The 25920-nt window shown below is 55.7% G+C and carries 22 protein-coding genes; 16 read left to right on the top strand and 6 right to left on the bottom strand.

Annotation, left to right across the window (positions count from 1 at the left end; translation table 11 throughout):
• Window positions 1-30 precede the first annotated feature (30 nt).
• Genes MKMG_RS01635 through MKMG_RS01620 form a run of 4 tightly spaced genes read left to right on the top strand, consistent with a single transcriptional unit; the run spans window position 31 to window position 7073 of the window.
• Window positions 31-2400 carry a PQQ-binding-like beta-propeller repeat protein gene (locus MKMG_RS01635; RefSeq protein ID WP_165074788.1) on the top strand — a complete coding sequence of 790 codons (2370 nt, stop codon included), beginning with the start codon at window positions 31-33 and terminating at the stop codon, window positions 2398-2400.
• The gene (locus MKMG_RS01630; RefSeq protein ID WP_165074786.1) at window positions 2385-3962 is read left to right on the top strand and encodes a DUF4430 domain-containing protein; all 1578 of its coding nucleotides are present in this window, start codon (window positions 2385-2387) and stop codon (window positions 3960-3962) included. Before MKMG_RS01635 ends, MKMG_RS01630 begins: the two co-directional genes overlap by 16 nt.
• A gap of 22 nt (window positions 3963-3984) precedes the next feature.
• Complete coding sequence (locus MKMG_RS01625) at window positions 3985-5970, top strand: helical backbone metal receptor (RefSeq protein ID WP_165074784.1); 1986 nt, start codon at window positions 3985-3987, stop codon at window positions 5968-5970.
• Window positions 5967-7073, top strand: coding sequence for a WD40 repeat domain-containing protein (locus MKMG_RS01620; RefSeq protein WP_165074782.1), 1107 nt, complete (start codon window positions 5967-5969; stop codon window positions 7071-7073). The genes MKMG_RS01625 and MKMG_RS01620 overlap by 4 nt, the downstream gene beginning before the upstream one ends.
• Before the next feature lie 125 nt (window positions 7074-7198).
• Here the strand turns inward: MKMG_RS01620 and MKMG_RS01615 are convergent, their stop codons facing one another.
• Window positions 7199-7687, bottom strand: coding sequence for a helix-turn-helix domain-containing protein (locus tag MKMG_RS01615; protein ID WP_165074780.1), 489 nt, complete (start codon window positions 7685-7687; stop codon window positions 7199-7201).
• Between the two features lie 143 nt (window positions 7688-7830).
• Here MKMG_RS01615 and MKMG_RS01610 point away from each other — a divergent pair, with 143 nt between their 5' ends.
• The 8 genes from MKMG_RS01610 to MKMG_RS01580 all read left to right on the top strand — a co-directional run bounded on the left by MKMG_RS01610 (window position 7831) and on the right by MKMG_RS01580 (window position 16410).
• The gene (locus tag MKMG_RS01610; protein ID WP_254059041.1) at window positions 7831-9084 is read left to right on the top strand and encodes an aldehyde dehydrogenase family protein; all 1254 of its coding nucleotides are present in this window, start codon (window positions 7831-7833) and stop codon (window positions 9082-9084) included.
• Window positions 8990-9265, top strand: coding sequence for an aldehyde dehydrogenase family protein (locus MKMG_RS11485; RefSeq protein WP_254059040.1), 276 nt, complete (start codon window positions 8990-8992; stop codon window positions 9263-9265). Before MKMG_RS01610 ends, MKMG_RS11485 begins: the two co-directional genes overlap by 95 nt.
• A 70-nt stretch (window positions 9266-9335) precedes the next feature.
• Window positions 9336-10238: an ADP-ribosylglycohydrolase family protein gene (locus MKMG_RS01605; protein ID WP_165074778.1), complete on the top strand. Its 903-nt coding sequence runs from the start codon at window positions 9336-9338 to the stop codon at window positions 10236-10238.
• A gap of 26 nt (window positions 10239-10264) precedes the next feature.
• Window positions 10265-11257, top strand: coding sequence for an N-acetyl-gamma-glutamyl-phosphate reductase (gene argC / locus MKMG_RS01600; protein WP_165074776.1), 993 nt, complete (start codon window positions 10265-10267; stop codon window positions 11255-11257).
• Between the two features lie 20 nt (window positions 11258-11277).
• The gene (locus MKMG_RS01595; protein WP_165074774.1) at window positions 11278-11763 is read left to right on the top strand and encodes a CBS domain-containing protein; all 486 of its coding nucleotides are present in this window, start codon (window positions 11278-11280) and stop codon (window positions 11761-11763) included.
• Window positions 11763-12935 (top strand): bifunctional ornithine acetyltransferase/N-acetylglutamate synthase, encoded by a 1173-nt coding sequence (gene argJ / locus MKMG_RS01590; RefSeq protein ID WP_165074772.1) that lies wholly within the window; start codon window positions 11763-11765, stop codon window positions 12933-12935. Before MKMG_RS01595 ends, argJ begins: the two co-directional genes overlap by 1 nt.
• The gene (gene argB, locus MKMG_RS01585) at window positions 12932-13804 is read left to right on the top strand and encodes an acetylglutamate kinase (protein WP_165074770.1); all 873 of its coding nucleotides are present in this window, start codon (window positions 12932-12934) and stop codon (window positions 13802-13804) included. The genes argJ and argB overlap by 4 nt, the downstream gene beginning before the upstream one ends.
• 92 nt (window positions 13805-13896) lie before the next feature.
• Complete coding sequence (locus MKMG_RS01580) at window positions 13897-16410, top strand: PAS domain S-box protein (protein ID WP_165074768.1); 2514 nt, start codon at window positions 13897-13899, stop codon at window positions 16408-16410.
• Between the two features lie 22 nt (window positions 16411-16432).
• Here MKMG_RS01580 and MKMG_RS01575 read toward each other — a convergent pair whose 3' ends face one another.
• Complete coding sequence (locus tag MKMG_RS01575; protein ID WP_165074766.1) at window positions 16433-16717, bottom strand: chorismate mutase; 285 nt, start codon at window positions 16715-16717, stop codon at window positions 16433-16435.
• A gap of 108 nt (window positions 16718-16825) precedes the next feature.
• On the opposite strand from MKMG_RS01575, the gene MKMG_RS01570 reads away from it, so the two are divergent.
• Both MKMG_RS01570 and MKMG_RS01565 read left to right on the top strand, forming a co-directional pair.
• Window positions 16826-17485 (top strand): peptidase M50, encoded by a 660-nt coding sequence (locus MKMG_RS01570; RefSeq protein WP_254059039.1) that lies wholly within the window; start codon window positions 16826-16828, stop codon window positions 17483-17485.
• Window positions 17486-17692: 207 nt separating this feature from the next.
• Window positions 17693-18268, top strand: a complete 576-nt coding sequence (locus MKMG_RS01565) for a flavodoxin family protein (RefSeq protein ID WP_165074764.1) — start codon at window positions 17693-17695, stop codon at window positions 18266-18268.
• 219 nt (window positions 18269-18487) lie between these two features.
• On the opposite strand, the gene MKMG_RS01560 is transcribed toward MKMG_RS01565, so the two are convergent.
• Both MKMG_RS01560 and MKMG_RS11725 read right to left on the bottom strand, forming a co-directional pair.
• Entirely contained in the window at window positions 18488-20044 is a 1557-nt protein-coding gene (locus tag MKMG_RS01560) for a sodium:solute symporter (protein WP_165074762.1), read from the bottom strand.
• Complete coding sequence (locus MKMG_RS11725; protein WP_371415186.1) at window positions 20034-20165, bottom strand: symporter small accessory protein; 132 nt, start codon at window positions 20163-20165, stop codon at window positions 20034-20036. Before MKMG_RS11725 ends, MKMG_RS01560 begins: the two co-directional genes overlap by 11 nt.
• Before the next feature lie 653 nt (window positions 20166-20818).
• Between MKMG_RS11725 and MKMG_RS01555 the strand changes: the two genes are divergently transcribed.
• Both MKMG_RS01555 and MKMG_RS01550 read left to right on the top strand, forming a co-directional pair.
• Window positions 20819-22615 (top strand): chloride channel protein, encoded by a 1797-nt coding sequence (locus tag MKMG_RS01555; protein ID WP_165074760.1) that lies wholly within the window; start codon window positions 20819-20821, stop codon window positions 22613-22615.
• An 84-nt stretch (window positions 22616-22699) separates the two neighbouring features.
• A complete protein-coding gene (locus MKMG_RS01550; protein WP_165074758.1) occupies window positions 22700-23818 on the top strand; it encodes an aminotransferase class I/II-fold pyridoxal phosphate-dependent enzyme in 1119 nt (372 codons plus the stop codon).
• A gap of 105 nt (window positions 23819-23923) precedes the next feature.
• On the opposite strand, the gene MKMG_RS01545 is transcribed toward MKMG_RS01550, so the two are convergent.
• Both MKMG_RS01545 and MKMG_RS01540 read right to left on the bottom strand, forming a co-directional pair.
• Entirely contained in the window at window positions 23924-25360 is a 1437-nt protein-coding gene (locus MKMG_RS01545) for an MATE family efflux transporter (protein ID WP_165074756.1), read from the bottom strand.
• Window positions 25338-25817, bottom strand: coding sequence for a MarR family winged helix-turn-helix transcriptional regulator (locus MKMG_RS01540; RefSeq protein ID WP_165074754.1), 480 nt, complete (start codon window positions 25815-25817; stop codon window positions 25338-25340). Before MKMG_RS01540 ends, MKMG_RS01545 begins: the two co-directional genes overlap by 23 nt.
• Window positions 25818-25920: the final 103 nt, after the last annotated feature.

The following is a 25920-nucleotide window of genomic DNA, read 5'->3' as shown; positions in this document are numbered from 1 at the left end:
ATCATTGATTTATTACCAAAAGGTTTGTGTATGACTCTTAAGAAATGTATTCAGTTTTCCCTTTTTATCATGGTGCTTCTCATCATGGTGCAGGGCTGTACAGCAACTGATTACCTGACATTCCACGGCGATGCCCAGCGTACGGGCTACGTCGCGGATGCAGGTCCTCTCTCGGAGAATATCCGCTGGTCGGTTTCACCCGGCTCGATTGATTCCTCACCGGTGGTGGCGGGCGATCGTGTTTTTGTCGCAACCAGTCCTGGCATGAGTGATCCCGGCGCAACACTTGCCGTATACTGTTATGATACGGATACCGGGGAAGAACTCTGGACATATGAGACCGGATCTGAGTCTGGTCTCACCATTGCAGATGATCTGCTTATTGTCGGTGGCATGGACGGGTATCTCTATGCTCTTGACATCACGGACGGCTCTCTGTCCTGGTCGGTTCAGGCAGATGAAAACCCCGGATTCTTTGGTCTTTCCTCATCTCCGCTCTATTACGACGGTCTGCTCTATGTACTGACTCCCTCTGACGGCGGTCTGCATGTCTATGACCCTGCAGACGGCAGTGAGATCTGGTCGGTGGCATTCGGCGCCTGGGACGTCGGGTGGACTAATGCGACCTACTTCACCGCTCCTGCAGCAGCAGACGGTGTGGTCTATTTCCCGTCCAACCTCTCAGAGCTTTACGCGTATAACACGGCAACCAAAGCAGAAATCTGGAATGTATCCCTTGATGCGACCATCGCATCAGCGCCTGTTATCGGCACTGACTCGCTCTTTGTGACAACCGCAACGAGACTCTATGAAGTATCTCTTACAGATGGCAACATCCTTGCGAACCGGGAGATTAATGCCCAGCTGGGCACTCCGGCACTGGACACCACCACCGGTCTGCTCTATGTGGGAACAGGAGGTGGACTGGTCTGCCTGGATGCCACAGATATCACCGCAGCTCCGGTCTGGGATGTGGCTACCGCAAAGATTGCTGTTTCACCGGTGGTGGCAGGCGATTATGTCTATGCCGCAACCAATGAGGAGCAGTCCTCTCTCTATGCCTTCGCTGCCGCTGATGGCGCAGATGCCTGGTCCTATACCCTCCCTGCACCGGAAGGCGGAAACTGGGCGTCATTCTGGGGCTCATCACCTGCAGTCGCGGACGGCACTCTCTATATCGGCGCTGAGTACACGAACACACTCTTTGCCTTCGGTGAAAATGTTACCCCCATCGAGCCTGTCGTTATCTTCGACGGCAGCGTGACGGTCGTCGAGGGTGAGACCTTCAGCTTCGTTCCGTCCAACAATGCGTCCGCGTCTTACACGGTCAACCGCACCACTGACCTCGCTGCCCTTGACATTGCAGCCACGACAGGCGGGTTTACCTTCAACGCCTCTGATGCCTGGTATGCAGACTATGGTTCGTTCCTCTTAGAGGATATTGACGGTGTCACAAACGATGACTGGCAGACAGAGAACGCTCATTCATGGAGTATCTACCTGAATGATGCTCCCGCACCGGTCGGTCTTGGTGCCAATGATCTCACAGACGGCGACACACTGACCTTCTACTTCTGTCCGACCGACCCAGACACGTGGGCTGCCCTCATTGACGAGGCAACCTACATCGTCGAGATTGATGTGACCGTTGACGGCGGTGTCACCCCGGAGTACATCTTCGATGGCAGTGTGACGGTTGTCGAGGGTGAGACCTTCAGTTTCGTCCCGTCCAACAATGCGTCCGCGTCTTACACGGTCAACCGCACCACCGACCTCGGTGCCCTTGACATTGCAGCCACGACAGGCGGGTTTACTTTTAATGCCTCTGATGCCTGGTATGCAGACTATGGTTCGTTCCTCTTAGAGGATATTGACGGTGTCACAAACGATGACTGGCAGACAGAGAACGCTCATTCATGGAGTATCTACCTGAACGGCGCTCCCGCACCGGTCGGTCTTGGTGCCAATGATCTCACAGACGGCGACACACTGACCTTCTACTTCTGCCCGACCGACCCAGACACGTGGGCTGCCCTCATTGACGAGGCGACCTACATCGTCGAGATCGATGTGACAGTATCTCCTGTTGCCGTCTCTGATGTTGTGGTGACGGATGCCGCACGTGGCGGCATGGCCCAGGCACAGGTTACAGTCAAAGCACAGGATGCGGGCTGGTATGTCGTGGTTGTCAGTGGCGTAAACAGTGGCGGCGACAGTCTTGCAGGCATCGCCACGGTGCAACTTGACGCGGGCACTCCTATGGATATCCCGGCGCTCATTGCTGTGCCGCAGCAGGCACAGACCGGCACATATACTCTCTATGCTGGTGTCTACACGCTTGATGATTACCCCAACGGCCTGCTTAACCACAGTGAGGGAGTAGAATGCGTCATTTCCTGACGGCACTTCTCATCACCCTTCTCTTTGTCTGTGCCGCACCGTGTGCCGCACTTTCGATAGAGACGAGTGGGGGCACAGCAGGCCAACCGGTCACGGTAACGATGGATGGACCGGCGTTTGTGACGTTCCAGATGGACAGTGGAGTGCCGGTGTATGCCTATGGCACGACAGTCAATTTCATTCCCGCGACCACAGGGACGCTTTCCATCACTGCAGAGAGCGGTGGTGAAGTGGCAGATGCAACCGTTACTGTCGTCACCGGCGGCGGTGGTGGCGGCGGCGGTGATACCCCTTCCATTGTCTGGAAGACCGTCACCCTGCCCACAGGCACTTTTAACGTAACCGCTGACAATTCCGAGGAGATCTATGCGGTTAAATGGCAGACAGCGCTTGGTGTGCTGGAAGCAGCGGGCATCAGCTTTAAGGTGAGTGACAAGTGGGATTCTGGTCTCTTTGTCCTTGAAGTGGATGGAAAACCCACCGAAGGTACCGCCGGCTGGATGTACCAGGTAAACGGTGTCTCTCCTGCCTTAACTGCAGACAAAAAATCGGTATCTGCCAATGACAGGGTGGTATGGTACTACAGCGAGTCGATGAGCCAGACACCCGAGCAGTCTTCGAGAGCATTCTTCTTTAAGGTGCAGACGAGCACTGCTCCCGCTCCCGGTGGTTCATCCACTGAAACCGGAGAGACTGAAACCGAACCTGATGCCGGGGCAGAAGCTGCCTCGTATCCGCTCTCCCTCCCGCCGGGTTCCGACCTCCGCCTGAGCGAGGGCCGGATGTACCTGACGGTCAACGTCCCGATGGCCACTTCAGCCGGGGATCAGATCAGCTTTGAAGGAAACACCATGCTCATCACCCGTGAGGATGTCATCTTAAAAATTCGCTTTGCTGACTTCACCGACAAAAAAGGCATCATTGCAGGGGAAATAACCGATGTCAATGTCGAGACCATGCCTGTCACGGTGATATGTGCAGGTGGGGCCACCCCGGAGATTGGCCTCCTGATATCCCTCATGACAGTCCCGATGGACGCAGACGTTGATGTTATTGCGACTCCGCTCTCTGGTCTCTCTGATGTACCGGCAGCTGTGCTGAATGCTGCAAACAGAGCACTCAGCGCTGATGGCATGGCAGTCGGCACTGCCGGCTGGCAGATGGATGTCGAGAAACGCGGTCTTGAGAATGGTGTGGATGTGGGCGATGTGACCGTCCGCATCACCACAGACCCTGCATGTATTGCACAGGCAGGCGGCATCTCCGCACTGCGCCTCATCCATATCATGGATGACGGCACCGCAGAGGTGCTTGCCCTTCGGTCTGTGGGCACCACTGCTGATGGAAAGACCATCCTTGAGGCAGGGCCTGCAGCAGGACTCTCATCGTTCCTTTTTGTCTCCGTCACCGATGCGCCGGCATCGTCCGGCACTGCAGCTGCAACACCGGCACCGACCGGGACTCCTGCACCAACCGAATCCGGTACACCCCTCTCTGCACTCTGTGCAGCAGCGGCCGGTATTATCGGGATAACCGCCATATACCGGAACCAAAAAAGATAATCCATACAGGACTGGTTGAAAAATGAATACAGAAAAACTTCTTTTTTTTTTAATACTTCTCATCATTCCGTGCCTTACGGTCACGGCAGGGGCATATCCGCTCACAGCAGACAATGATGAAGTCGACAGTGCGCTTGCCTACCTCGCCTCCTGCCAGCAGACAGACGGCGGGTTTGCAGAAGACGGGGAAGAGTCGTCCCCGGCCCTTTCCACCTGGGCCATCCTTGCGATTGTGGCAGCAGGCGGCGACCCAAACCAGTGGTCTCGTGGCGGTGCCTCGGCAGGTGAGTATCTCCACACAGTGGCAGATGAGACCGTGGCAATCGACGGCACGTCGGAGACTGCGAAACTGGTAACCACACTTGTCGCGGCAGGCGAAGATCCCCGGAATTTTGAGGGGTATGACTTTGTCGCATTCCTGCAGAAGAAACAGCGGGAAGACGGCCGCTACGGAGAACATATCTACACGACAAGCTGGGCCATCATCGCCCTTTCTGCGGCAGGTGAGGATGTATCCAAAGGGGTTTCATGGCTCTGCTCCCAGCAGAATGAAGACGGCGGCTTTGGCTGGGCAGTAGGGGCAGAGAGTGATTGTGATGACACTTCATCTTCAGTTGAAGCTCTCATTGCAGGCGGAACGCCACAGGATTCCCCTGTCATCCGCGATGCGGTCGCCTTCCTGAAATCCATGCAGCAGGCAGACGGCGGGTTTAACTACGGCGGGTCAAGTGCGACCAACTCCGCATCTGACTCATGGGTTATACAGGCACTTGTCGCGGCAGGCGAGGACCCTCTCACCTGGACGACTGCTACCGGCAACACCCCGGTCTCCCATCTGCTCGCATTCCAGGCAGATGAGGGGTATTTCCGGTGGACATCTGTTCTCACCGATGTCCCCTGTAAGATGACTGCAACCGCCATCCCGGCGTTAACCGGCAAACCGTATCCTGTCATTCCGGATAAGGGTGCAGTGCCGGTCCCGCCCCCAACACCAGCGGCAACACCGGCGCCCGCACAGACACCGGCAGTCTCTGCCAAAGAGACGTCTGCCACCGCCCCGGCAGCAGGCGGACGGACCATCACCGATGACTTCGGGAATGAGGTATACATCCCCGCCGAACCTCAGCGGATTGTCTCACTGGCACCGGCCAATACCGAGATTCTCTATGCACTGGGTCTCGGGGACAAAGTGGTCGGTGTGACTGACTACTGTAACTATCCTGAAGAGGCCCTCGCCGTTGAGAAGGTCGGCGGCTACAGTTCGGTGAATATCGAGAAGGTCCTGCAGGCGAAACCCGACATTGTGGTGGCGGCATACGGCAACACCGCAGAAGTCATTGACCATCTGGAAAGCCTGGGCATCACGGTCATTGCCCTCAACCCCGCCTCCATCGGGGATGTCATGAACAATATCCGCCTCATCGGTGAGGCGACCTGGACGGATGCCGAAGCCACAGCCGTGGTGAATGATATGCAGGCACGGATTGATGCTGTGGAAGAAGCGGTTGCATGCGCCAACACCACCCCGTCTGTCGTCCACATGGTCTGGAATGATCCGATCTGGGTCAGCGGCAGTGGTTCGTTCCAAGACGAGATGTTTGAGATGGCAGGCGCCTCCAACGCCTTCTCCTCGGTGAAAGGCTGGGAAATAGTGAGTATGGAGGAGTTCATCGTCACTGACCCGGATGTCATCATTGCGAACTCCGGCTCCGGCATGGGTGGGGGCAATTATGATATCCTCTACCGGTATATTACGGAAGAACCACGGTTCCAGGGTCTGAGCGCCGTCAAAGAGGACCGGGTCTATCTGGTGGACTCTGACATCATCGACCGGGGCGGCCCGAGAATTGTGGAGGCCCTTGAGGTGGTGGCGCGTGATATCCACCCCGAGTGCTTCCCGGAAGGGAATGTCCCCATGCCGGTTGCAACACAGACCCCTGCCCCGTTCATCGGTGCGCTGGCGGCCTTAGCCGTTGCAGGGTTCTGTTTCAGGAGGCAGGGTGAGTGATCGGACGATATCCGGCTGTTATTATTGCAGCCATTTTTTTCTCTCTTCTTCTCCTTTCTTCCCCTGTTGCGGCAGACGAGTGGGTGCCCGCAGGGTCTGATCAGCCGGGCTTCCGCATCATGGATGTGGCGGTCTCCGGTGACGGAACATACACTGCCCTCGCCGGGGATGCCGGTATTATTCTTTTCACGTCAGAGGGCGCTGAGTGCTGGCGCAGCCCGGAAGGAAGCTACCGCTCTGTTTCCCTCTCCGATGACGGGAGCATTCTTGCGGCAGGCGGTGACGGAATTCGTGTGCTGCACAAAAATACCACCGTACTTGCCACTATACGGTCCAGAAATTTTGTGAATGACGTCGCAGTGACAGCAGACGGCAGCCGGATTGCCGCCGCGGCTGATGACGAAACCCTGCGTTTCTATACGTCTGCAGGGGAACTTGTCTGGAGCACTGAAACGGGTGATGACCTGGTATCCGTTGCCGTCAGCCCGGATGGGACCTACATTGCAGGCGGGACATCTACCGGGAATGTGGTGCTCTTCTCCGGTAGCGGGGATGAACGCTGGACCTATGCTCTCTCCCGCCAGCCGGTGCCCTCGGTGGCTGTGGCAGACAATGCCCGGACCATCGCTGCAGTCTCTGCAGATGGTGCGGTATCCCTTATTTCACGGGCGGGTGGCCTTCTCTGGTCAGGATCTGCTCCGCATGCAGGCGGCGTCTCTGTCACTGCGGACGGTGCCTGTGCTGCTGTGGCAGACCGTCAGGGTATCCGGTTCATTGAGCGGGATGGCACCATGAACGGTCAGATTACGGGTGTGGACGCCTCGGTCGCCGTTGCAATGGACAGCGGCGGAAGGCTCATTGCGGTGACCGACGGTGCCCGTGTCAGTGGATTTACCCGGGAGACTGCCGCCACCGCACCGGGTGAGACGAAACTACCGGTAGGAACCGTAGTAAACGCGACAAACACTCCCGCGGCCGCACTCACTCCGACACTGGAAGATACACCGGTTTCGACCCGGTCACCCCTCCCTCTTCTTCCGGCGATAGCGGGCCTGCTTCTTTCGGCAGGTCTCACTGCGGCGGGCAGACGGTTCAGGGAATAATCAGGATTTACCCGAATTGCATTTCCATTTTTTTACTATGTCATGCAGCCCGGCCAGGCCTGCCGGGTGGCAGCTTACGTTGACGGCACGCTCACCATGATGGCATAAAAAACAGATTTCTCATCTTACTCCCGGCGGCGGATCAGGGATTCAAAGGCTGCACGGTAGGCGTCCGGGCTGGGTCTGATGATGGCCACCGGTATATCGACGATACGCTCCACCAGTGTGGTGAGAATCGGGGCACAGATGATGCCGATGGCGCCGTCCTTTTCGGCACGCACGGCAGCGATGATCACCTCTTCCATCGTATTGGCGCTATAGCCGTGGATGCGGTAGGTCGTATCGTTTATTGTATACTTCACTGACTGGAGTTCATCCAGGAGAAACTTTGCAGCGATGACTGCGACAAAGTCCTTCTCTTTCGGGTCAAAGACATCAGCGATTGCCTTCACCAGTGAGAACCGGGGATCCCTGTCGCCGGAGGTGATCTTATAGAGGGTCGCAGGGGAGATACCCACCAGCCCTGCCAGTTCCTTTATGCTCATACCCCGCCGGTCAAGCTCCTCTTCCAGTGCCGTCCTGAAATCCGTCTCAAATACCCGGGTTGCAAACATCAATGTTCATTAGGACAGTACCCACTTAAGGGTATCCAAGTCTGCCTTGAGGTGGTTTTTGCTGCTGGGGCAGGTATCTGTCGGGGATGTGTGGTGTCCCCGGCAGCTGACGGTTTATATATGGGCATGGCATAGTATCTTCCATGCAGGATCTGGAACCATTTCTTGTGGGCGGCGAGTGGCGCACCAGCCCGGCCGTCCTGGACGTCACCGACCCCTATAACGGCGGTAGCGTGGGGTCAGTCTGTTTAGCAGGAAGGGAAGACTGCAATGATGCCCTTGTTGCAGCAGAGGCCGGTTTTATGCAGATGCGCGATCTCCCCGCGTATCGACGTTCCGAGTGCCTTATGGCGATGGCGGACTATCTGGAGGAGCATGCGGATGAGGCAGCAGAACTCATCATATCTGAAGCAGGCAAACCCCGGCAGGCGGCCGTTGGGGAGGTGATACGCTCGGCTGACACCCTCCGTATCTCCGCAGAAGAGGCCCGCCGCATCGGCGGTGAGATCCTGCCTCTGGACTGGACCGAAGGCGGGGGGGGACGGACCGGTTATCTATACCGTGTGCCGCTGGGGATTATCCTCGGGATCACCCCCTTCAACTTCCCACTCAACCTTGCCTGCCACAAACTCGGCCCGGCCCTTGCCGCGGGCAATGCCTGTATCCTGAAACCGGCCTCAAAGACACCGTTCTCTGCCCTCTTACTCGGGGAAGCGGCCCTGGCCGCAGGTGTGCCTCCCGAGGCTGTCTCGGTTCTGCCCTGTCTGCCGGAGACCGCAGAGGCGATGGTCAGTGACTCACGGGTGGCGATGGTCTCGTTCACCGGCAGCCCGGAGGTGGGCTGGCACCTGCAGGCGGCGGCGCGGACACCGCGGGTCGGGCTTGAGCTGGGTGGAAATGCGGCAGTCATCGTGCATGAGGATGCCGACCTCGCCTACGCGGCCGCCCGGATCGTGCGTGGTGCCTTCTCCTACAGCGGGCAGGCCTGCATATCGGTCCAGCGTGTCCTTGTCCACCTCGCGGTCTACGATGAGATGCGGCTCTTAATCTGTGAACGTGCGGCAAGTCTCGTCACCGGTGACCCGGCGGCACCCGAGACCGATGTGGGCCCGATGATCAGTGAATCTGCAGCGATCGCAGCAGAGAAGAAGATACAGGAGGCGGTGGAGGCAGGGGCAGTCTGCTGCACCGGCGGAAAACGCGAGGGTGCGGTGCTGCAGCCTACGGTTCTTGAAAATACCGAACCGGCGATGGCGGTGAACGCGTGCGAACTCTTCGCACCCGGCCTCACCCTCACTCCGTATGAGACATGGGCAGAAGCAGTTGCAATGGCGGCAGACACCCCGTACGGGTCTGCAGGCCGGTATCTTTACAAACGACCTCACCCGCATCCGTGAGGCCTCCCGTGGTATCCCGGTGGGAGGGCTCATGGTAAATGACATCCCGACATTCCGGATGGACCATATGCCCTATGGCGGCACCCGGCGCTCCGGTTTTGGACGGGAAGGGCCGCGGTCTGCCATACGGGAGATGACCGAGGAACGCCTGGTCGTCATCAACCAGCAGGGCGGGTGCTAAGAGCCACCCTCCTCCTGTCCACCCCCTTATGCAGAGCTTTTTTCCCTTCGGCACCGCTATACTACAACATATGCTCAGCAGGTACAGGGGATGCATGCTGGGTGCTGCCATCGGTGATGCACTGGGGATGCCGCAGGAGACGCTGCCCCCCTCCCTCTCGCGTCTGGGGGAGAGCTACGGAAAACCGCTGCGCCGCCACCCAAACGAGGGCCTCAGGCCGGGCCAGTTCACTGATGACACCCAGATGATGCTGTGCGCGGCCGAACTGTTAGGTGAAGGGGCGTTTACCCCAAAGGAATACGGCAGCAGGCTTGCTGCCATGCACGCGAGGAGGCGGCTGCGGTTCCCGGACGGTACGGTTTCAACGGCGTGCGCCCGCATCACTGCAGGCCTGCCTGACTCTGGTCGTGCCTCGACCACCGCCGGGTGCATGGCCCTTGCGGTGCCGTTTGCCCTCGCCTGCCGGGACGGCGACGATATGCGCGAGCGCCTGCAGGCCGCCTGCGAGGTCACCCATACCCACCCGGCCGCCTATGGTGCCACCATCTCCTATGCCCTCTTTCTGCGTGCGGTGCTGCACCGGCATCCCGACCCCTTCCGCGTGGCAGAGGAGATTGCAGGAGAGTATGATGTCCGGCTTGCCGGGTCCATCAGAAATGCTCTTGCGCTGGAGAAGGAAGGTCTCTCTCTGGAGACTGCACTCATTTCTGTGGGCAATGATGTCGCTGTCTACCATACATATCCGCTTTCTCTCTTCCTGATTGCCCGTTTTGGACAGGATGAGACGTTTTTACCGGTTGCCACCCATGTCGGCGGCAACACTGATACCATCGGTTTTATCTGCGGGTCATGGCTTGGTGCAGCAGATGGGACCGCCGGATTTGGCTATGAACTGCTGATGCAGCTGGAGGACCGGGCACACATTGAGGAGACTGCTGAAGAGCTATTTGACCTGGTTTCAGGAAAGAATTAATTCCTGTATAGAACGATATCTTTTTTATGGAAATTGCGATCATCGGAGCCTCCGGTTTTACCGGCGGTGAGCTCATCCGCCTCCTTGCAGGTCATTCCGAAGGGGACGTGGTCTGTGCAACCTCCCGGAAACTTGCGGGAACAGCAGTTGCTGCGACCCATCCGCACCTCAGGGGATTTACTGACCTGGAATATATGAACCCTGATGTGGGTGATATCGATGTGGATGTTGCTTTTCTTGCAGTGCCGCACACTGCCGCGATGCAGTATGCCGGTTCCCTGATGGAGCGGGGTATTCGGACCATCGACCTATCGGCAGACTACCGGCTCCCAAAGGAGATCTATGAGAAGGTATACGGAGTTGAGCACACGGATTACCATATCGTGCCTTACGGCCTGCCGGAACTGCACAGAAATGATATACCGGGAGCCCTCTTTGTGGCAAATCCCGGATGTTTCCCGACCGGTGCGACACTCGCCGCAGCACCGCTTGCGAAATGGGCACACACCATCATATATGACTCCAAGTCCGGCGTCACCGGTGCCGGTGTCTCCCCTTCTGTCACCAATATGTATACCAGTGTCGGCGACAACTTTACCGCGTATAAGCTGACTGCCCACCGGCATGTGGCAGAGATGTGCCAGGAGATGGCATTTTTGGGCTCGTCTGCCTCTGTGCACTTCACCCCGCATCTTTTGCCGGTGAACCGCGGCATCCTCACGACCGCCCACATCCTGCTCGACGAACCCATTACCCAGGAAGAGGTGGATGCACTCTATGAGGAGTGCTATGGCCGTGAGTACTTTGTGCGCCTCCAGGCACCGTCCCTTGCCGGTGTCCGGGGCAGCAACTTCTGCGATGTGGCAGTTGAAGTGGAAGACGGCGGCAAACGTGTGGTCGCCGTCTCTGCAATCGACAACCTGGTAAAAGGTGCCTCCGGGCAGGCAATCCAGAATATGAATCTGATGTGCGGGTGTGCTGAACCCGACGGCCTGATGGTCGTTCCCCTTCAGCCCTGATAAACAGCGGTGAACAAACGATGAAAGTACAAGATGTAATGACTCCCCGGCCGATATCGGTCACCCCGGATACCCCGGTGAGCAAGGTATCCCTCCTGATGAAGAAGAACCGTATTGGAGGTATTCCGGTCACAGAAGACGGAAAACCGGTCGGTATTGTGACTGAGACGGATATCCTCTCCCTCCTCACGATGCCGGAGATCAGTGATGACCTCTGGCTGCCGTCACCCTTTGAGGTGATAGAGATCCCCATTCGTGAACTGATGAACTGGGAGAAGACGAAAGAGGCACTCTCCGACGTCGGCAGTATGCCCATATCAGAGGTGATGTCAGACGATCTAATCTGCACCTCACCGGATGTGGATATCGAGGAAGCAGCCCATATCATGATGAAAGAGGGCATTGCCCGCCTGCTGGTCGTTGAAGGTGACAATCTGGTGGGTATTGTGACCCGGGCAGACCTGGTACGCGGTCTGGGGTCACGCTACGGCGAGTTGGAGGAGTAATGCAGAGCATCTGTCTTGTTGAAGGTGTCCGGGCGGCCGGTGTGCGTGAGGGCAAATACGGAATTGCTCTCATTGCCGCATCCGGCACTGCCGCTGCCGTCTTCACCAAAAACCTGGTCTCGGCAGAGCCGGTCCGCCTGATGCGTGAACGCATCGCGGCAGGCACCCTGGACGGCATCGTCGTCAATGCGGGGAATGCCAATGTCTTTACCGGTGAGCAGGGCTACGCCGATGCCTGCCGGATGGCTGAGGATGCAGCGGCCGTGCTCGGGACTGTCCCGGAACGAATCGGTGTCGCATCAACGGGTGTCATCGGCCGGTATATGAAGATGGAGACCGTCGCCCGTCAGATTGCAGAGGCAGGCGGCATGCTCCGCAGTGATGCCTCGGCAGAGACTGATGCCGCACGGGCCATCATGACGACCGATCTTGTTGAGAAGCATGCGGCGGCGGTGCGCGACGGCTTTGTGGTGGCGGGCATCACCAAGGGAAGCGGCATGATCGCCCCGAATATGGGCACGATGCTTGCCTTCATCTACACCGATGCCACGATACCGGCACCGGACCTGCAGGAGGCCCTGCAGACGGCGACCAGCCGGAGTTTTAACCGGGTGGTCGTCGACGGCGACACCTCAACCAATGACTGCGTCTTCTGCACGGCGACAGGCCGTCGCGAGGCGCCGGATATGGTGGTCTTCCAGGAGGCACTGGAAGAGGTCTGCATCTCTCTCGCACGCCAGATTGCTGCAGACGGTGAGGGGGCGACCAAGCTGATCGAGGTCAGGGTGACCGGCGCTCAAACAGAGGAGGACGCAGCCGCTATCGCCCGGACGGTAGTGAGTTCCCCCCTGGTGAAGACCGCGGTCTATGGCAAAGACCCGAACTGGGGCCGGATCATCGCTGCCGCCGGCCGTGCCGGTGTGGACTTTAATCCTGTTACGGCGACCATTGCGGTGACAGACGGCACCCGGCGGGTGGTTTTGGCAGAGAAGGGCAAAATATGTGCGGATAGTCTGATGCACCCGGAGGCACTCGCAGAAGCGGCGTCCCTGATGGATGGGGCGGAGGTTATTTTTGAAGTGTTACTCGATGCCGGCAGTGCTGCGGCAACTGCCTGGGGCTGTGACCTCACGGAACGGTATGTGGAGATAAACGGGAAGTATACGACATGAAACGCGAAGATGTGCTGATGGAGGCGATGCCCTACATCCAGAAGTTCCACGGGAAGACCATCGTGATCAAACTTGGCGGGCATGCAATGGTGGACCATACGATCCTCGATACCGTCATCCAGGACGTCGTACTGCTGCGGTATGTGGGAATAAACGTCGTCCTCGTCCACGGCGGCGGGCCGGAGATCACCGAGAAGATGGAGGCAATGGGCAAGAAACCGAAGTTTGTGGCAGGTCTGCGTATAACAGACACCGAGACGATGGAGATTGCCCAGATGGTGCTTGTGGGCAAGATAAACGACAATATCGTCTCTGACATCGCGAAGTTCGGTGCCCTTGGGGTAGGTATCTCCGGTAATGACGGCAAACTGCTCATTGCCCGCAAGACAGGGACAAAGACGGTGATGGTTGATGAAACCTCACATGAGGTCGACCTCGGGCTTGTCGGTGATATCGATGAGGTCAATCCCCGTATTCTTGAAGTCCTGCTGGAAAACCACTACATCCCTGTAGTCGCTCCGGTCGCAATCGACCGGAAGGGACATTCCCTCAATGTCAATGCCGACACCGCCGCAGGGGAGATAGCGGTCGCCCTGAATGCTGACAAACTCATAAACCTCTCAGATATAGATGGCGTGATGAATGCGAACCGAACCCGCACCTACCAGCGTCTCACGGTACAGGAGGCAGAATCACTCATCACCGACGGGACCATCGTGGGCGGGATGATCCCGAAACTGGATTCATGCCTGTATGCGCTGAACCACGGTGTCCGGTCGGCACATATCATCAACGGCAACCGTGAACACAATCTGCTCCTGGAACTATTCACCGATAATGGTGTTGGAACGATGATTCACCTGCCCTGAAGCGGAAATACCGCTTCGGCACCTATTTATTTCAGTATGGCTGAAAATGTCATATGAGTATGGCGGGAAACGGCCAGGATTCTCAAAGGGCAATGAGATGTACTGTTATTGCCTGCCTGACGTTCCTCTCATTTGTGGTGGTGACGGCAGGTATCTCCGCCGGGGTCACGATTCTGCTGGCCCATCTCTTCTATATCCCGATCATCCTGGAGGCCTACTGGTTTCACCGGAAAGTTCCTCTCTTTGCAGTAGGTGTCGGCCTCTGCTATCTGCTTATTGTGGTAGGATTTGGCAGCCCTTTCCTGATCATCTTCATGGTTGCCGGGAGAGTGGCACTCTTTGTCGCGGTCAGTCTGCTCGTCTCGTACCTCTCTGTACAGCTGCACGACGAGGAACGGCGTTTCTCCCGCCTGGTCGGCAGTGTGAGTGATCCTCTGCTCTGGATGACCGGGGCAGGCACGGTTGCGTATGTGAATGACGCCTACTGCAGCCTTGCGGGCATTACACCTGCAGCCATCACCGGAAAGACATACATCCCTGCATTCTTCAGGGATGGTGCGGTGGGAATGGAGGAATTTTTCTCCTCCCTCAGCCCGGAGCACCCTGCGGGGATGATAGAGTCAGTGGCTGCCGGCGGTGACGGGCATGACCATGTGGTGCAGTGGAATGTACATGCCCACTACACGACAGACGGCACCGTCTCCGGGTCGATTACGATTGGCCGTGATATCACCGCACTCCGGGAGGCAGAAACGGCACTCACCAAACATGTGGAGACCCTGAAGGCAGTCTTTTCCAATGCGCGGGAGTGCCTTATCATCGGCACCTGTGACGATGACGGGATGCCGGGGCAGATACTGGATGTGAACCAGTATGGATGTGTGATATTCGGGTATTCCATCGCAGAGATGCAGTCGCACCGGGTAAAGGATCTCTTCCCGGATACTCTCTCCTACCTCTCCACCGCAATGGAGGCGGGACGTGTCGGCATCACTGACGGTCATATTGAGGTCCGGGCACGGGGAAAGGGCGGTGCCCGGTTTCCTGTGGAAGTGGCCATCTCCTCTTATGAGCTGCATGGTGAGACACTGTTTGTGCTCGCGATGCGTGACATCACTGCATGGGTGACTGCCCAGAAGGCCCTGACTGAGAGTGAGCGACGGTCCCGTGACTTTGCTGATTTTCTTCCAGTGCCGGCCTTTGAAGTGGAGGCTAATGGAGGTATTATCTTCAGAAACATGACCACAGACCCATTCTTTGGCTATGATGAGGCGGACTGGATGGAAGGGCTCACTATCTTTGCCCTCATCTCATCCGGTGAGCATCCTGAACTGCGGGAAATGTTCCAGGTCTGTCTTGTAAAGGATACCATTCTCAGCAATGAGTTTACCGGGGTCCGGCAGGACGGAACACGGTTCCCTGCCATGGTCTACTGCCGTCGGATGACAGAGAAAAGTATTGTCACCGGGCTGCGGGTGCTGGTGGCGGACCTCACCGAACAGCGGGGCGTGGAAAATGCGCTGAACCGGTCAGAGATGATGTACCGCACGGTCTTTGAGAATACAGGGACCGGCATGTTCCTTTTGAACGCTGACGGCACCATCGTGAATACCAACCGTACCGGTGCTGAACTGGTGGGTTATCCCCTCGGCATGCTTCTCAGCGGGGAATATAGCTTTGCAGATCTGGTGGTCAGCGAGGACCGCATCGGGTTCCGCGAGAATGCTGTCCAGATGTTTGCAGGGACCGTGCCTCCCCGCACGTTGCCATCTGTTGGCCTGGTGGACGGCGATGGCATGGTGCACGATACCCGCGTTACGCTCTCGTTTATTCCTGACAGTTACCAGCTGGCAGTCTCCATCACTGATGAGACCGGAAAGAACCAGTCTGAACGCCTGATCTCCGTTGCAAACGGGATCATCCAGCTCATCATATATGAGAATGATACGACCCATCTGTTGTCTGCTGCCTGCACGGAGTTCAGCCGCCTTGACCGGTATTATGTCGTCTCCCTCGCCCTTTGCCATGATGGGGACATTATCATCTCCGGAATTTCATCACCAACATTCCGGGAGACGAATGCGGCGTTTATCAGCAGATCACCTGCGCCAAAGGAGGCAGTTGCATCAAAGATGGTGAGTTATTCCCCGTGGACGGTGGGGGACGCAGAGGCAGGCACTGCTGAAGAGATTGATGTCTTTGTCCTCCCGATGATTGCAGGCGACCAGGTGGAGGGCGTGCTCTCGGTTTATATCCGGCCCTCTGCGATGGTCACAGAACAGGAACTGACCACCCTGCAGGTGCTTGCCAATGATGTCGCCTACGGCATCCGGTCCCGGCGTCTTGAAGAGCAGAAGAGAGAGGCCCTCTCACAGATCGAGCGGAACATGGAGGAACTCTCAATTCTCAATGACCACATACGAAATCCCCTGCAGGTCATCCTGGGGCTGGCAGGAAACGGGGACGCAGCGTATTATGATACCATGGCAGCGCAGGTAGAGGAGATTGACAGTATCGTCTGCCGTCTGGATCAGCGGTGCCTGGAATCAGAGAAGATACGGCATTTCCTGCGCAAACATTATCATTTTGATATGAAGAAGAAGTGAGTGGGAGAGAAGCCGGTGGAGATCAGGGAAGGTTTCCTTCTCCGGAATATTCCCGCTGCCGCTCTTCGTTCATCGCAATGAGGATCTCAAAGATTTTCCGCACTTCCACCGGGTCAATATTGCGGGTGACGGCATACTCAAAGGCCCGGTTCAGCACACGGGCGTGCTGCTCCCGGTCTTTTACCGGAGCACCGGTCTGGTGTTTCTCTCCGATTACCGCTGCCGCGAGGTGCTGGCGTTCTGCGATGAGGTCTATTAACGCGTAGTCAATACGGCAGATCTCATCACGGACGCTTTCAAGTGTCATACTATCTTCTCTTCTGCCCGGAACGTAAAAAAGGATCTCTTCTGATCAGGTGGCATGCGGCAGGTAACGACGTATTGAATACAGAGGAGTGAAAAAATATACTCATTCATGATCACCGATAAAATTAACCGCGAGGAACGCAAGGACCTGAGCATTGCGTGTCTCGCGCTTGCTCTCGCGTTCACCCTCGTATTTATCCGCGGGGGCTGGGATACGTGGACAGACCTGGTATTCATATTCATCATATCGGTCATCACCGTGGGTGCCGCTTTCATTCTCCACGAGATGGCACACAAATTCACGGCGATGAAGTTTGGCTATTATGCGGCATTCAGGAAGGACAACGGGATGCTTCTCATGGGTGTGGCACTCGCCGCCCTTGTGGGTGTGGTCTTTGCCGCACCGGGGGCAACAGTCATCTATGGACAGCCCGGCCGTGATATGAGTAAAAAAGAGAACGGCATCATCTCTGCAGCAGGCCCGGTGGTGAACCTCTGTCTTGGAGTGCTCTTCTTTGCGATTCTTGTCGCAGGATTTGCCGTGCAGACACTGCCGGTCATTATCATCGGTACGATGGGCCTCTCGGTGAACGGTATGATTGCCTTCTTCAATATGCTGCCTATCAGTGTGCTGGATGGGAAGAAAGTCCTCGCATGGAACCCGGTGATCTTTGCCGTATTAATTGTCCTTTCACTCGGGATGGTCCTCTTTGCGACAAACTACGGCGGGGTAATGGACACCGTCATCAGTGCGATCTTCGGGTGGTAATCCGGATATCACATCCCCTGCTCTCACCATCCCTTTTTTGTTTCTTCTCCGCTTTCGCCTGTTTCATCACCGGTATCTTCCCCCGCAATTCAGGAGATTCAACGATTCCCCAGCTGGTTTATGGTTCAGAAAATGGATTCTTTGTCATGAGCCGGGGATACCATACGATTAAATACCACTTTTTAGATGTATCAGGTGGAGATCCAGATGAAGGTTGTAGCATTTAACGGAAGCCCGAGAAGAGGCGGCAATACCATCCGCCTGTTGCGGATGGTCTGTGAGACTCTCGAAGATGAGGGTATTGAGACCGAGATCGTCCAGGTGGGAGGCAGGAGTGTGCACGGCTGCACGGCCTGCATGAAGTGTGCGGAGATGCTGGACCAGAGGTGTGTCATCACAGGCGACCCGGTGAACGAATGGATGGAGAAGATGTTTGCGGCAGACGGCATCATCATCGGCAGTCCGACCTATTTTGCCGACCTGACACCGGAGACAAAGGCACTCATCGACCGGGCAGGCTTTGTCGCTCTCGCAAACGGAGGTCTCCTCAACCGGAAGGCAGGTGCGGCGGTGGTGGCGGTCCGCCGTGCAGGCGCTATCCATGTCTATGACTCCATCAACCATCTCTTCGGCATATCGGGGATGGTGACGGTCGGTTCATCCTACTGGAATATGGGCGTCGGCCTGAACCCCGGTGACGTGGACAGTGACCAGGAGGGTCGGAAGACGATGGTGGACCTCGGGAAGAATATGGCGTGGGTGCTGAAGAAGATCACGGCATAGGCGGCGATTCCCGCCGTCATTTTACCTTTTTTTATTCTTTTTGTTACTATTCGTTTTACCTCCTCTGCGGGTTGGATGGTGTCTCTGTTGTTTTGGGTTCGTCCGGATTCATGCCAGTCCCCCTGCCGTGAGAGGATGGGGGAGGTGATACGGAATAAGGGTGGCGGGAGTGGAGGAGAATAATCCATCCCAGCCAAACGACATCTTTCAATCAAAAAATCAGGAGGTGGTGGATGCTCTCTTCTGAATAACCAGAACTGCCAGAAGGGCAACGGCTGATATGGGGAGGGCAATGACGATCGGGTTCACCACTCCCCATGGCATCGGAAGAACGGACTGCACCCCAAAAAGGGCATCTGATATGCCGAGAACAGATGACTCCTTTACGTGAACGAATGCAGTCCACAAAAACCATGACAGAGCGCCTGCTGTAATGCTCACTTTTGCAGCCGATACCGAGGGTTTTTCTGCATATAATGCATGGGCAAATGCCGGAATAAAGGACGCTGCACAGAGTCCCATGAATATGACCGTCGCCCGTGCAATGATATTTTCGGGAAGTGCATAGGCAACAACGGTGCTTACCACAATCATGGCGAGCGTTCCAAGCTGAATCGCCTTCATTGAGGGCTTTCTGTTCTTAACCAAGGGATTTAAGTCGTATCCTATGGTCGTTCCCATCGTGTGGAACAGGGAACTTAAGGTAGACATCGCCGCTGCCAGGAGTGCGAGCATGAAGATGATGATGAAGAGATCCGGCATTGCGGAGTTGATGTAGAGCGGTATGATGCTGTCAACATTTCCTCCGGCGGCATCAAATGCAAGCATTCCGTTTTTCTGCATAAACCAGACGTTTGTCAGGGGCCCTACCGTGAATGCAACACATGTCATCATAAGAACAAACGGCCCGCCGATCAGCACTGCCCGATGAATGGAGCGGCTGTCTTTCACCGTCATGAAGCGGACTGCAAGCTGCGGCTGGGCAAGAACACCGATGCCCACGCCGAGAACCATGGTGGTGATCATGGTCAGCCATATCGGCGACAAAAACTCAGGCATTGACGCCCAGCCCGTCATACCGGCTGCTGCAAGGTTCTCCGGAACAAGGGGTGCAAGTGTATCGAGTGCGGAGTTTGCCACAACGACTCCGCCGAGGTATGTGTATGTCAGGACAAGAAGAATTGTCATGCCGATAAACATGATCGCACCCTGGAGGGCATCGGTGTACATCACCGCGATAAGTCCGCCGAGTACAACATAGAGCGCTACAACCGCCGCAAATGCAAGAAGTGCGGTGTCATAGGGTATGGAGAGTGTCGCCTCGATAAACCGTGCACCACCGATGAGAATTGCAGCAGTGTATATCGGCATACTGACAATGATGATGAGAGCAGTTATTTTTCTGATGAATGCTGACTGATAACATTTTCCTAAGAGATCAGGATAGGTGAGGGCGCCTGTTTTATGACCGAGGCTTCGTGTCTTCTTCCCAAAGAGGATGAATGCCACAAGAACGCCCACACCGATGCAGAGTACGGTCAGCCACACAAGCCCCATGCCAAGCTGGGCCGATATGCCGCCAAATCCAACGATTGCAGACGTGCTTATGAATGTTGCACCGTATGAGAGTGCCAGAACGACAGGGTTGATTTTTCTTCCGGCGACCAGGTAATCATCGCTCCCTTTTGTCTGACGGTAGCCGATGTAACCGAGAAAGATTACCACACCCAGATAGACAAGGGTGATTACGGCAAACATCAGTGTGTCAACTGCCATCTTCAGAACCCTCGTCAGAGCCGTTTTTCCAGTTTATTATGCCGTACGCTATACAGACTGCTGTCAGGAGAAATGACAGCAGGTATCCTACCCATATCCCTGGATCTGAAATACCAAACATAGTAAAAACCTCACGGTATTGAGAATGATGACCCGAAAATACAAGGGCTGCCGGATTTTAGTTTCTGTCCGGAGCCCTATCTAAAGCTGATAAAGCTAAAAAAACGAAAGAAAAATGAATTGACACAGGTGTAGGATGAGACCCCGGTGTCATTTTTTGCATTTTCGTCTTTGGTCATAGTACAAAATACCTGATTTTATTTGGATGGGGTTTTATTTAATGGATATGTCGGCGATATACCGGGAGAGAGGAGGTCTCAGCTCTCTCCGGGGATATCGGCCCGGACCGCTGCGTCGTCTTTGCAGGAAGCAGAAGATCAGCACCTTTCTGAGCTCATAATTGGAAATATTGGAGTGAAGGTTCGTATTACAAATATTCCTGGAAAGTATTCCGGCCAGGATGAAAGGTAAATCTCTGAAGGGGGTCAGGGAATGAGTTACCGCACAAGTAAGGCGCTTTCTCGTCTTCCGGAAAGAGAATCATCCTGGAAGACAGAACGTAGTGCAATAAATGCGACTCAGTCACGATCCCATACCACCCGTTGACCGGAGGCAGCAGACTATCCGGTCCGGCGGTGCAGAAGTTAGAGAAAACCAAATCATTGAATTATCCTTTTCCCGTATAGTAATCCAGGAAAAGAAGGTGTCGTCTGGGTGGGCAAATATATTACCTCTGATTTTCAGAAAATTCTGGTCATCGGAGTTGTTGTTGGAATAATCTCTGGTTTTGGTGCCTATCTCTTCTATAGCGGCCTGAAGTATGGAGGTCTCTTTGTAATGAAGTACCTCTGGGGGTATGATTTCCCCGCAGAGGGGGCATCCATTATAGAGATTGCCTCATGGGCCCCACCTGAGGTTGGATTCCTGTTCCTTCCGATTATCTGCATTGGTGCACTGATTTCAGGCTACCTGGTCTATACCTTTGCGCCTGAAGCAGAAGGGCACGGGACTGATGCCGCGATTACCGCTTTTCACGGCACCGGGGAAATTCGGCGGCGCGTACCTCTTGTGAAGGCCGTCGCTTCTATCATCACAATCTCGACAGGAGGAAGCGCAGGGCGTGAGGGGCCGACAGCGCAGATATCCGCCGGGTTTGGATCGCTGGTGGCTGATAAACTCGGCCTTTCCATGAAGTACCGGCGCATTGCGATTGCCACCGGCATTGGTGCGGGTATCGGGACGATATTTAAGGCACCCCTTGGAGGGGCGATTCTCGCCGCAGAGATTCTATACACCCGTGATTTCGAGTCCGCTGCCATCATTCCTGCGTTTATTGCCTCAGTGATCGGGTATTCTATCTTTGGCATCTTAGAAGGATTCGATCCGGTATTTGGTACGGTCTCAATAACCTGGACCGTCTGGCAGATACCGTTTTTCGCGCTGCTGGGTGTTGTCTGTGGTCTGCTGGGAAAACTCTACTGCCATTCGTTCTACGGCACCAGAGATCTCTTCACAGACTTTTTCACCCGTCACGGACTTCCGAAAAAACTCAAACCCATGACCGGTGCGTTCTTTATCGGCGTCGTCTTCGTTATATTCTGGTACCTTGCCCCGGAAACCCGGATGGTGGCTCTTGGAAGTATCGGGTCGGGTTATGGATTCCTTCAGCTGATGATGTATAACATGGTCCCGCTGTCTGTGCTGATCATGATCCCGTTTGTAAAGATTTTCATGACCTCCTTTACCATCGGGTCGGGGGGATCCGGTGGTGTCTTTGCACCGGGTCTGACGATTGGCGGGTCAGCAGGTGCCGCGGTTGGTATGATTCTTCATCTATGTTTTCCCTCGCTTGTGGGCATCACGGCGGTTCCTGCCTTCGCGGTGGTGGGTATGATCGCCCTCTTTGGCGGGGTGGCGAACGCACCGATTTCCGTGCTGATCATGGTTATTGAGATGACTCATAATTATTCCCTGCTCCCTCCGGCGATGGTGGCAGTTGCCATCTCCTACATCGTAACATCCAAAGACACGATATTCCGGGCACAGGCAAAAACAAAGCTTGATTCCAACGCCCACCGTGGTGAATACCACATGGACATTGCCCAGATGATCACTGTGGGAGAAGCGATGGTTCCGGGTAAGCAGGTGATCACACTCTCGCCGGAAGCGTCCACTGAAGAGGTGGTGAACCTGATGAACCAGACAAGGCACACCGGTTATCCGGTGACCCGTGCAGGTGTCCTTGTGGGTATTGTGACCGTTGGCGATCTTCCGAATTACCACCTGGGAGAAACGGATCGTCCGGTGGGTGAGTGTATGACAAAGGATGTAATGACGACGTCACCGGATCAGACACTGGATGTGGTGCTTCGGCAGATGGCAGAGAACAGCGTTCATCACTTCCCGGTAACTGATGCTGACGGAAGGTGTGTTGGATTTCTGACGACAAGTGACATTCTTCGATCATACACCGGGAAACTTACCGCACTCTCGAAGGCGGACGAAGAATGAAAAGAGATCACCCCATCCTTTTTCGCATCCAGTATCTTTCATCCGTCCATGCCTATTTATCACATCACTACGCATGGGTGAAACATGCAGATTCCCCCGTTTGCCCTTGAACGTTACTTCGGGAGATACGAATTTTCAGCACCACACATGTTATCTGCCGCTGACTGTGAGACCTGGTCTGCCGGAGACCTCTTTGCGCTGGAAGAAGGTTCACTCGATGCCTTCTGTTCGATGCGGTTCGGGTATACCGAGTCACAGGGTGACCCGGCCTTAAGAGAGGAGATCTCAGCTGTTTCAGGTGATATCGGCCCGGACCTGTGCGTCGTCTTTGCGGGTGCAGAGGAGGCGATTTTTCTCACGATGCATGCCCTCCTCTCACCCGGAGACCATGTGATCGTCCTCTCCCCGGCATACCAGTCCCTCCATGAAATTGCCCGCCACATAGGGGCCGATGTCTCCTACTGGCAGATGAAAGAAAAGTATGGGTGGCGGCCGGATATGGCGGAACTGTGGTCGCTCATCCGTCCTGAGACCAGATGCATTGTGATAAACACGCCGCACAACCCGACCGGCTTCCATTTTTCTGCAGCAGAACTGGACGAACTCATCGGGATTGCAGAGGAGAAGGGCATATGGCTCTTTTCAGATGAGGTATACCGCTTCGGGGAGTACAGCTCCGCTGCCCTCCTCCCGTCTGTTGCCTCATGGTATGATAAGGGCATCTCGGTCGGTGTGATGTCAAAGAGTTTCGGCCTCGCAGGCCTCCGGCTGGGTTGGGTTGCGACACGGGACACTGATCTGATCCGCCGCATGCTCGCGTGGAAGGACTACACCACCATCTGCACCAGTGCTCCGTCGGAGTTCCTCTCCACACTGGCACTCCGCCACAGGGATGAAATCATTGCCCGCAACCGGGACATTCTCAATGAAAACCGTGCCCTGCTTGCCGCCTTCTTTGCCCGTCACCCCGACCTCTTCACCTGGCAGGAACCACTGGCAGGTCCGGTCTGTTTCCCCCGGTTTATGGGAGAGGAGGGAGCAGAAACCTTCTGCGACACCCTCGTCCGGGAAACCGGTGTGGTTCTGCTTCCGTCAACGGTCTTCGGTGCCGGTGACCAGCACATCAGGTTTGGATTCGGGCGGCGGGACATGGTGCCTGCCCTCGCGGTGCTGGATAAATATCTAACAGAAAATGGGCGCTGAGGGGCCCGCTAAGAACAGACCTGTTTACCCCTCTGTATATCAGGGAAGAGGTGATAAATTAAAAAAAGGTTCAGACCGGAATGCAGCGTTCCGGTCTCTCTTCTCTTATAAATCCGGCGCTGTGGCGGTACCGGTTTTCTTTTCGTTCTTTTTTATGAGCTTCCTCACATAGAGGGCAGCCCATCCGAATGCAAGGAGGCCACTTACGATGTCACCCAAAACAATGCCCCACCAGGCGCCTGATTCCCCAAGTCCGAAGGTGAGGGCGAGCAGGGTGGCAAAGAAGGCAATAAAGAGGATATTCCTGAAGAGGGAGAGGATAAAGGAGGTGGTGCCTTTTCCGGTGCCCTGGAAGATGGAGGATGACATAATCCCCATCGGGACGAAGGGGTAAAAGAAGCACATCGTCCGGAGGAATGCGGTCAGCTCCGGCAGCAGGTGGGCACTCTCCGGGGTGTAGGCAAAGAGTGTCGCAATCTGCGGTGCAAAGACCCAGGTGAGGATGCTGATTGCAATTGCTATCACCGTGCCCAGGCCGACCGAGTAGAAGTGAACTGTCCTGAGCTCTCCATAACGTTTTGCCCCATAGAGTGCACCTGTGACTGATATAACGGCTGTGCCGATTGCAATCATCGGGACGATGGCGAACATCACCACCCGCCATCCGCCGGTGTAGACGGCAACCCCGTCTGTACCTGCCACCGCGACAAAGAGGCCGTTTAAGATGATCCCGGCCCCTGCCATCAGCAGGAATTCTCCGCTTGCCGGCAGGCCGACCTTCAGGATATCAGAGACGATCGCCGGGTGATAATGATAGGATGCCCGGCGAACGGAGACATAGGTGTCGCGTTTCCACAGAAACCAGTAAAGCAGGACAGCAGAGACAGATGCAACAGATATAACGGTCGCAAGGGCGGCCCCTGCCATACCCATGCCCAGACCATAGATGAGGATGGGGTCAAGAACCAGGTTGATCACCGATGAGACGGCCATTGCGTACATCGTCCGCTTCATGTCCCCTTCTGCACGGAGTATCCCGTAGGCCACATTCGTGAAGAGGATGAATATTGTGCCTCCGAAGATGATGTTGGCATATTCAAGCGCAAGGTCGATGGTACCCCCGGCACCGATGAGGAGCAGGGCGGGTTTGAGGAAGATGAGGAAGCACATCGTCAACACAATCGAGACTGCTACCGTCAGGTAGAGGGCATGCATGGCGGTATTGTCTGCCCCCTCCCGGTCTTTTGCCCCGATACGCCGGGCAATCGCTGATGTAGCCCCGGCACCGATGCCGTTTGAAAATCCAATCAGCACCATGAAGACCGGTGTGACAAATCCTATTGCGGCGAGTGCGTCCGGGCCCAGGCCTGCCACCCATATCGCATCGACGATATGGTAAACAGACATGAGAAGCATTGCAACAATCATCGGGCCTGAGAGTTTGATGATGGCCCGTTTCGGGTCTCCGGTGAGAATCGAGATACCTTTGGTGGTGCCCGAAGCGGTGGCAACGCCCGATTCAGTCTCTGCTTTGTGTGCCATTGCAATCGATCTCCCTGTCTGTCATTCTACTGCTGGTGTATGCCATTGACCGGAGAATGGGCATCAGGTATACCTGTGCTTCCTCCGGGAGACTGCCGGTGATTTCACGGTCAACGGTGTCTGCTGCTCTGATCACTTCTTGTGCAACCCGTCTCCCTTTTTCCGTCATAATGATGCAGAATTTCCGGCGGTTTGTCTCATCCGGGATGCGTGTGATACAGCCTTCCTCTTCCAGCCGGTGGATGGTCCGGGCAATGGCTGCCTTATCGATCATAAGCCTGCGGCTGATCTCATCCTGGGTGGCATCCGGATGTTTTGTAAGATAGATGAGGGGACCCACCATGCCAGCCGAGATACCCATGCGTCCCGTATGTTCATTGAGAACTATATTCCGGTTTCGGTAAATGATCGAGAGCAGAGCTCCTATCGGCAGATCAGGAGGAAGGGGGACGTCCATAGTACAGGTTGTGTGTGTCAGTATTTGTCTGTTGACATGACAACAGTTGATTAGTCTACGGTCTGACTATCTTCCACTCTCACTACCTGCCGCACTGTTCGTG

Origin of the sequence: Methanogenium sp. MK-MG, from assembly GCF_009914725.1 — an archaeon.
Taxonomy (GTDB): Archaea; Halobacteriota; Methanomicrobia; order Methanomicrobiales; family Methanomicrobiaceae; genus Methanogenium.
Note: the sequence above shows the minus strand (reverse complement) of the source record. Positions and strands in the feature narration are given on the sequence as shown.

Bases quoted from the DNA above. Each gene is read 5' to 3' on its own strand.
- MKMG_RS01630 (WP_165074786.1), top strand. From the start codon at position 2,385: ATGCGTCATTTCCTGACGGCACTTCTCATCACCCTTCTCTTTGTCTGT.
- MKMG_RS01595 (WP_165074774.1), top strand. From the start codon at position 11,278: ATGAAAGTACAAGATGTAATGACTCCCCGGCCGATATCGGTCACCCCG.
- MKMG_RS01560 (WP_165074762.1), bottom strand. From the start codon at position 20,044: ATGGCAGTTGACACACTGATGTTTGCCGTAATCACCCTTGTCTATCTG.
- MKMG_RS01545 (WP_165074756.1), bottom strand. From the start codon at position 25,360: ATGGCACACAAAGCAGAGACTGAATCGGGCGTTGCCACCGCTTCGGGC.
- MKMG_RS11485 (WP_254059040.1), top strand. From the start codon at position 8,990: ATGAGACATGGGCAGAAGCAGTTGCAATGGCGGCAGACACCCCGTACG.
- MKMG_RS01605 (WP_165074778.1), top strand. From the start codon at position 9,336: ATGCTCAGCAGGTACAGGGGATGCATGCTGGGTGCTGCCATCGGTGAT.
- MKMG_RS01550 (WP_165074758.1), top strand. From the start codon at position 22,700: ATGCAGATTCCCCCGTTTGCCCTTGAACGTTACTTCGGGAGATACGAA.
- MKMG_RS01580 (WP_165074768.1), top strand. From the start codon at position 13,897: ATGAGATGTACTGTTATTGCCTGCCTGACGTTCCTCTCATTTGTGGTG.
- argJ (WP_165074772.1), top strand. From the start codon at position 11,763: ATGCAGAGCATCTGTCTTGTTGAAGGTGTCCGGGCGGCCGGTGTGCGT.
- argC (WP_165074776.1), top strand. From the start codon at position 10,265: ATGGAAATTGCGATCATCGGAGCCTCCGGTTTTACCGGCGGTGAGCTC.
- MKMG_RS01575 (WP_165074766.1), bottom strand. From the start codon at position 16,717: ATGACACTTGAAAGCGTCCGTGATGAGATCTGCCGTATTGACTACGCG.
- MKMG_RS01610 (WP_254059041.1), top strand. From the start codon at position 7,831: ATGCAGGATCTGGAACCATTTCTTGTGGGCGGCGAGTGGCGCACCAGC.
- MKMG_RS01570 (WP_254059039.1), top strand. From the start codon at position 16,826: ATGATCACCGATAAAATTAACCGCGAGGAACGCAAGGACCTGAGCATT.
- argB (WP_165074770.1), top strand. From the start codon at position 12,932: ATGAAACGCGAAGATGTGCTGATGGAGGCGATGCCCTACATCCAGAAG.
- MKMG_RS01615 (WP_165074780.1), bottom strand. From the start codon at position 7,687: ATGTTTGCAACCCGGGTATTTGAGACGGATTTCAGGACGGCACTGGAA.
- MKMG_RS01635 (WP_165074788.1), top strand. From the start codon at position 31: ATGACTCTTAAGAAATGTATTCAGTTTTCCCTTTTTATCATGGTGCTT.
- MKMG_RS01540 (WP_165074754.1), bottom strand. From the start codon at position 25,817: ATGGACGTCCCCCTTCCTCCTGATCTGCCGATAGGAGCTCTGCTCTCG.
- MKMG_RS01625 (WP_165074784.1), top strand. From the start codon at position 3,985: ATGAATACAGAAAAACTTCTTTTTTTTTTAATACTTCTCATCATTCCG.
- MKMG_RS11725 (WP_371415186.1), bottom strand. From the start codon at position 20,165: ATGTTTGGTATTTCAGATCCAGGGATATGGGTAGGATACCTGCTGTCA.
- MKMG_RS01565 (WP_165074764.1), top strand. From the start codon at position 17,693: ATGAAGGTTGTAGCATTTAACGGAAGCCCGAGAAGAGGCGGCAATACC.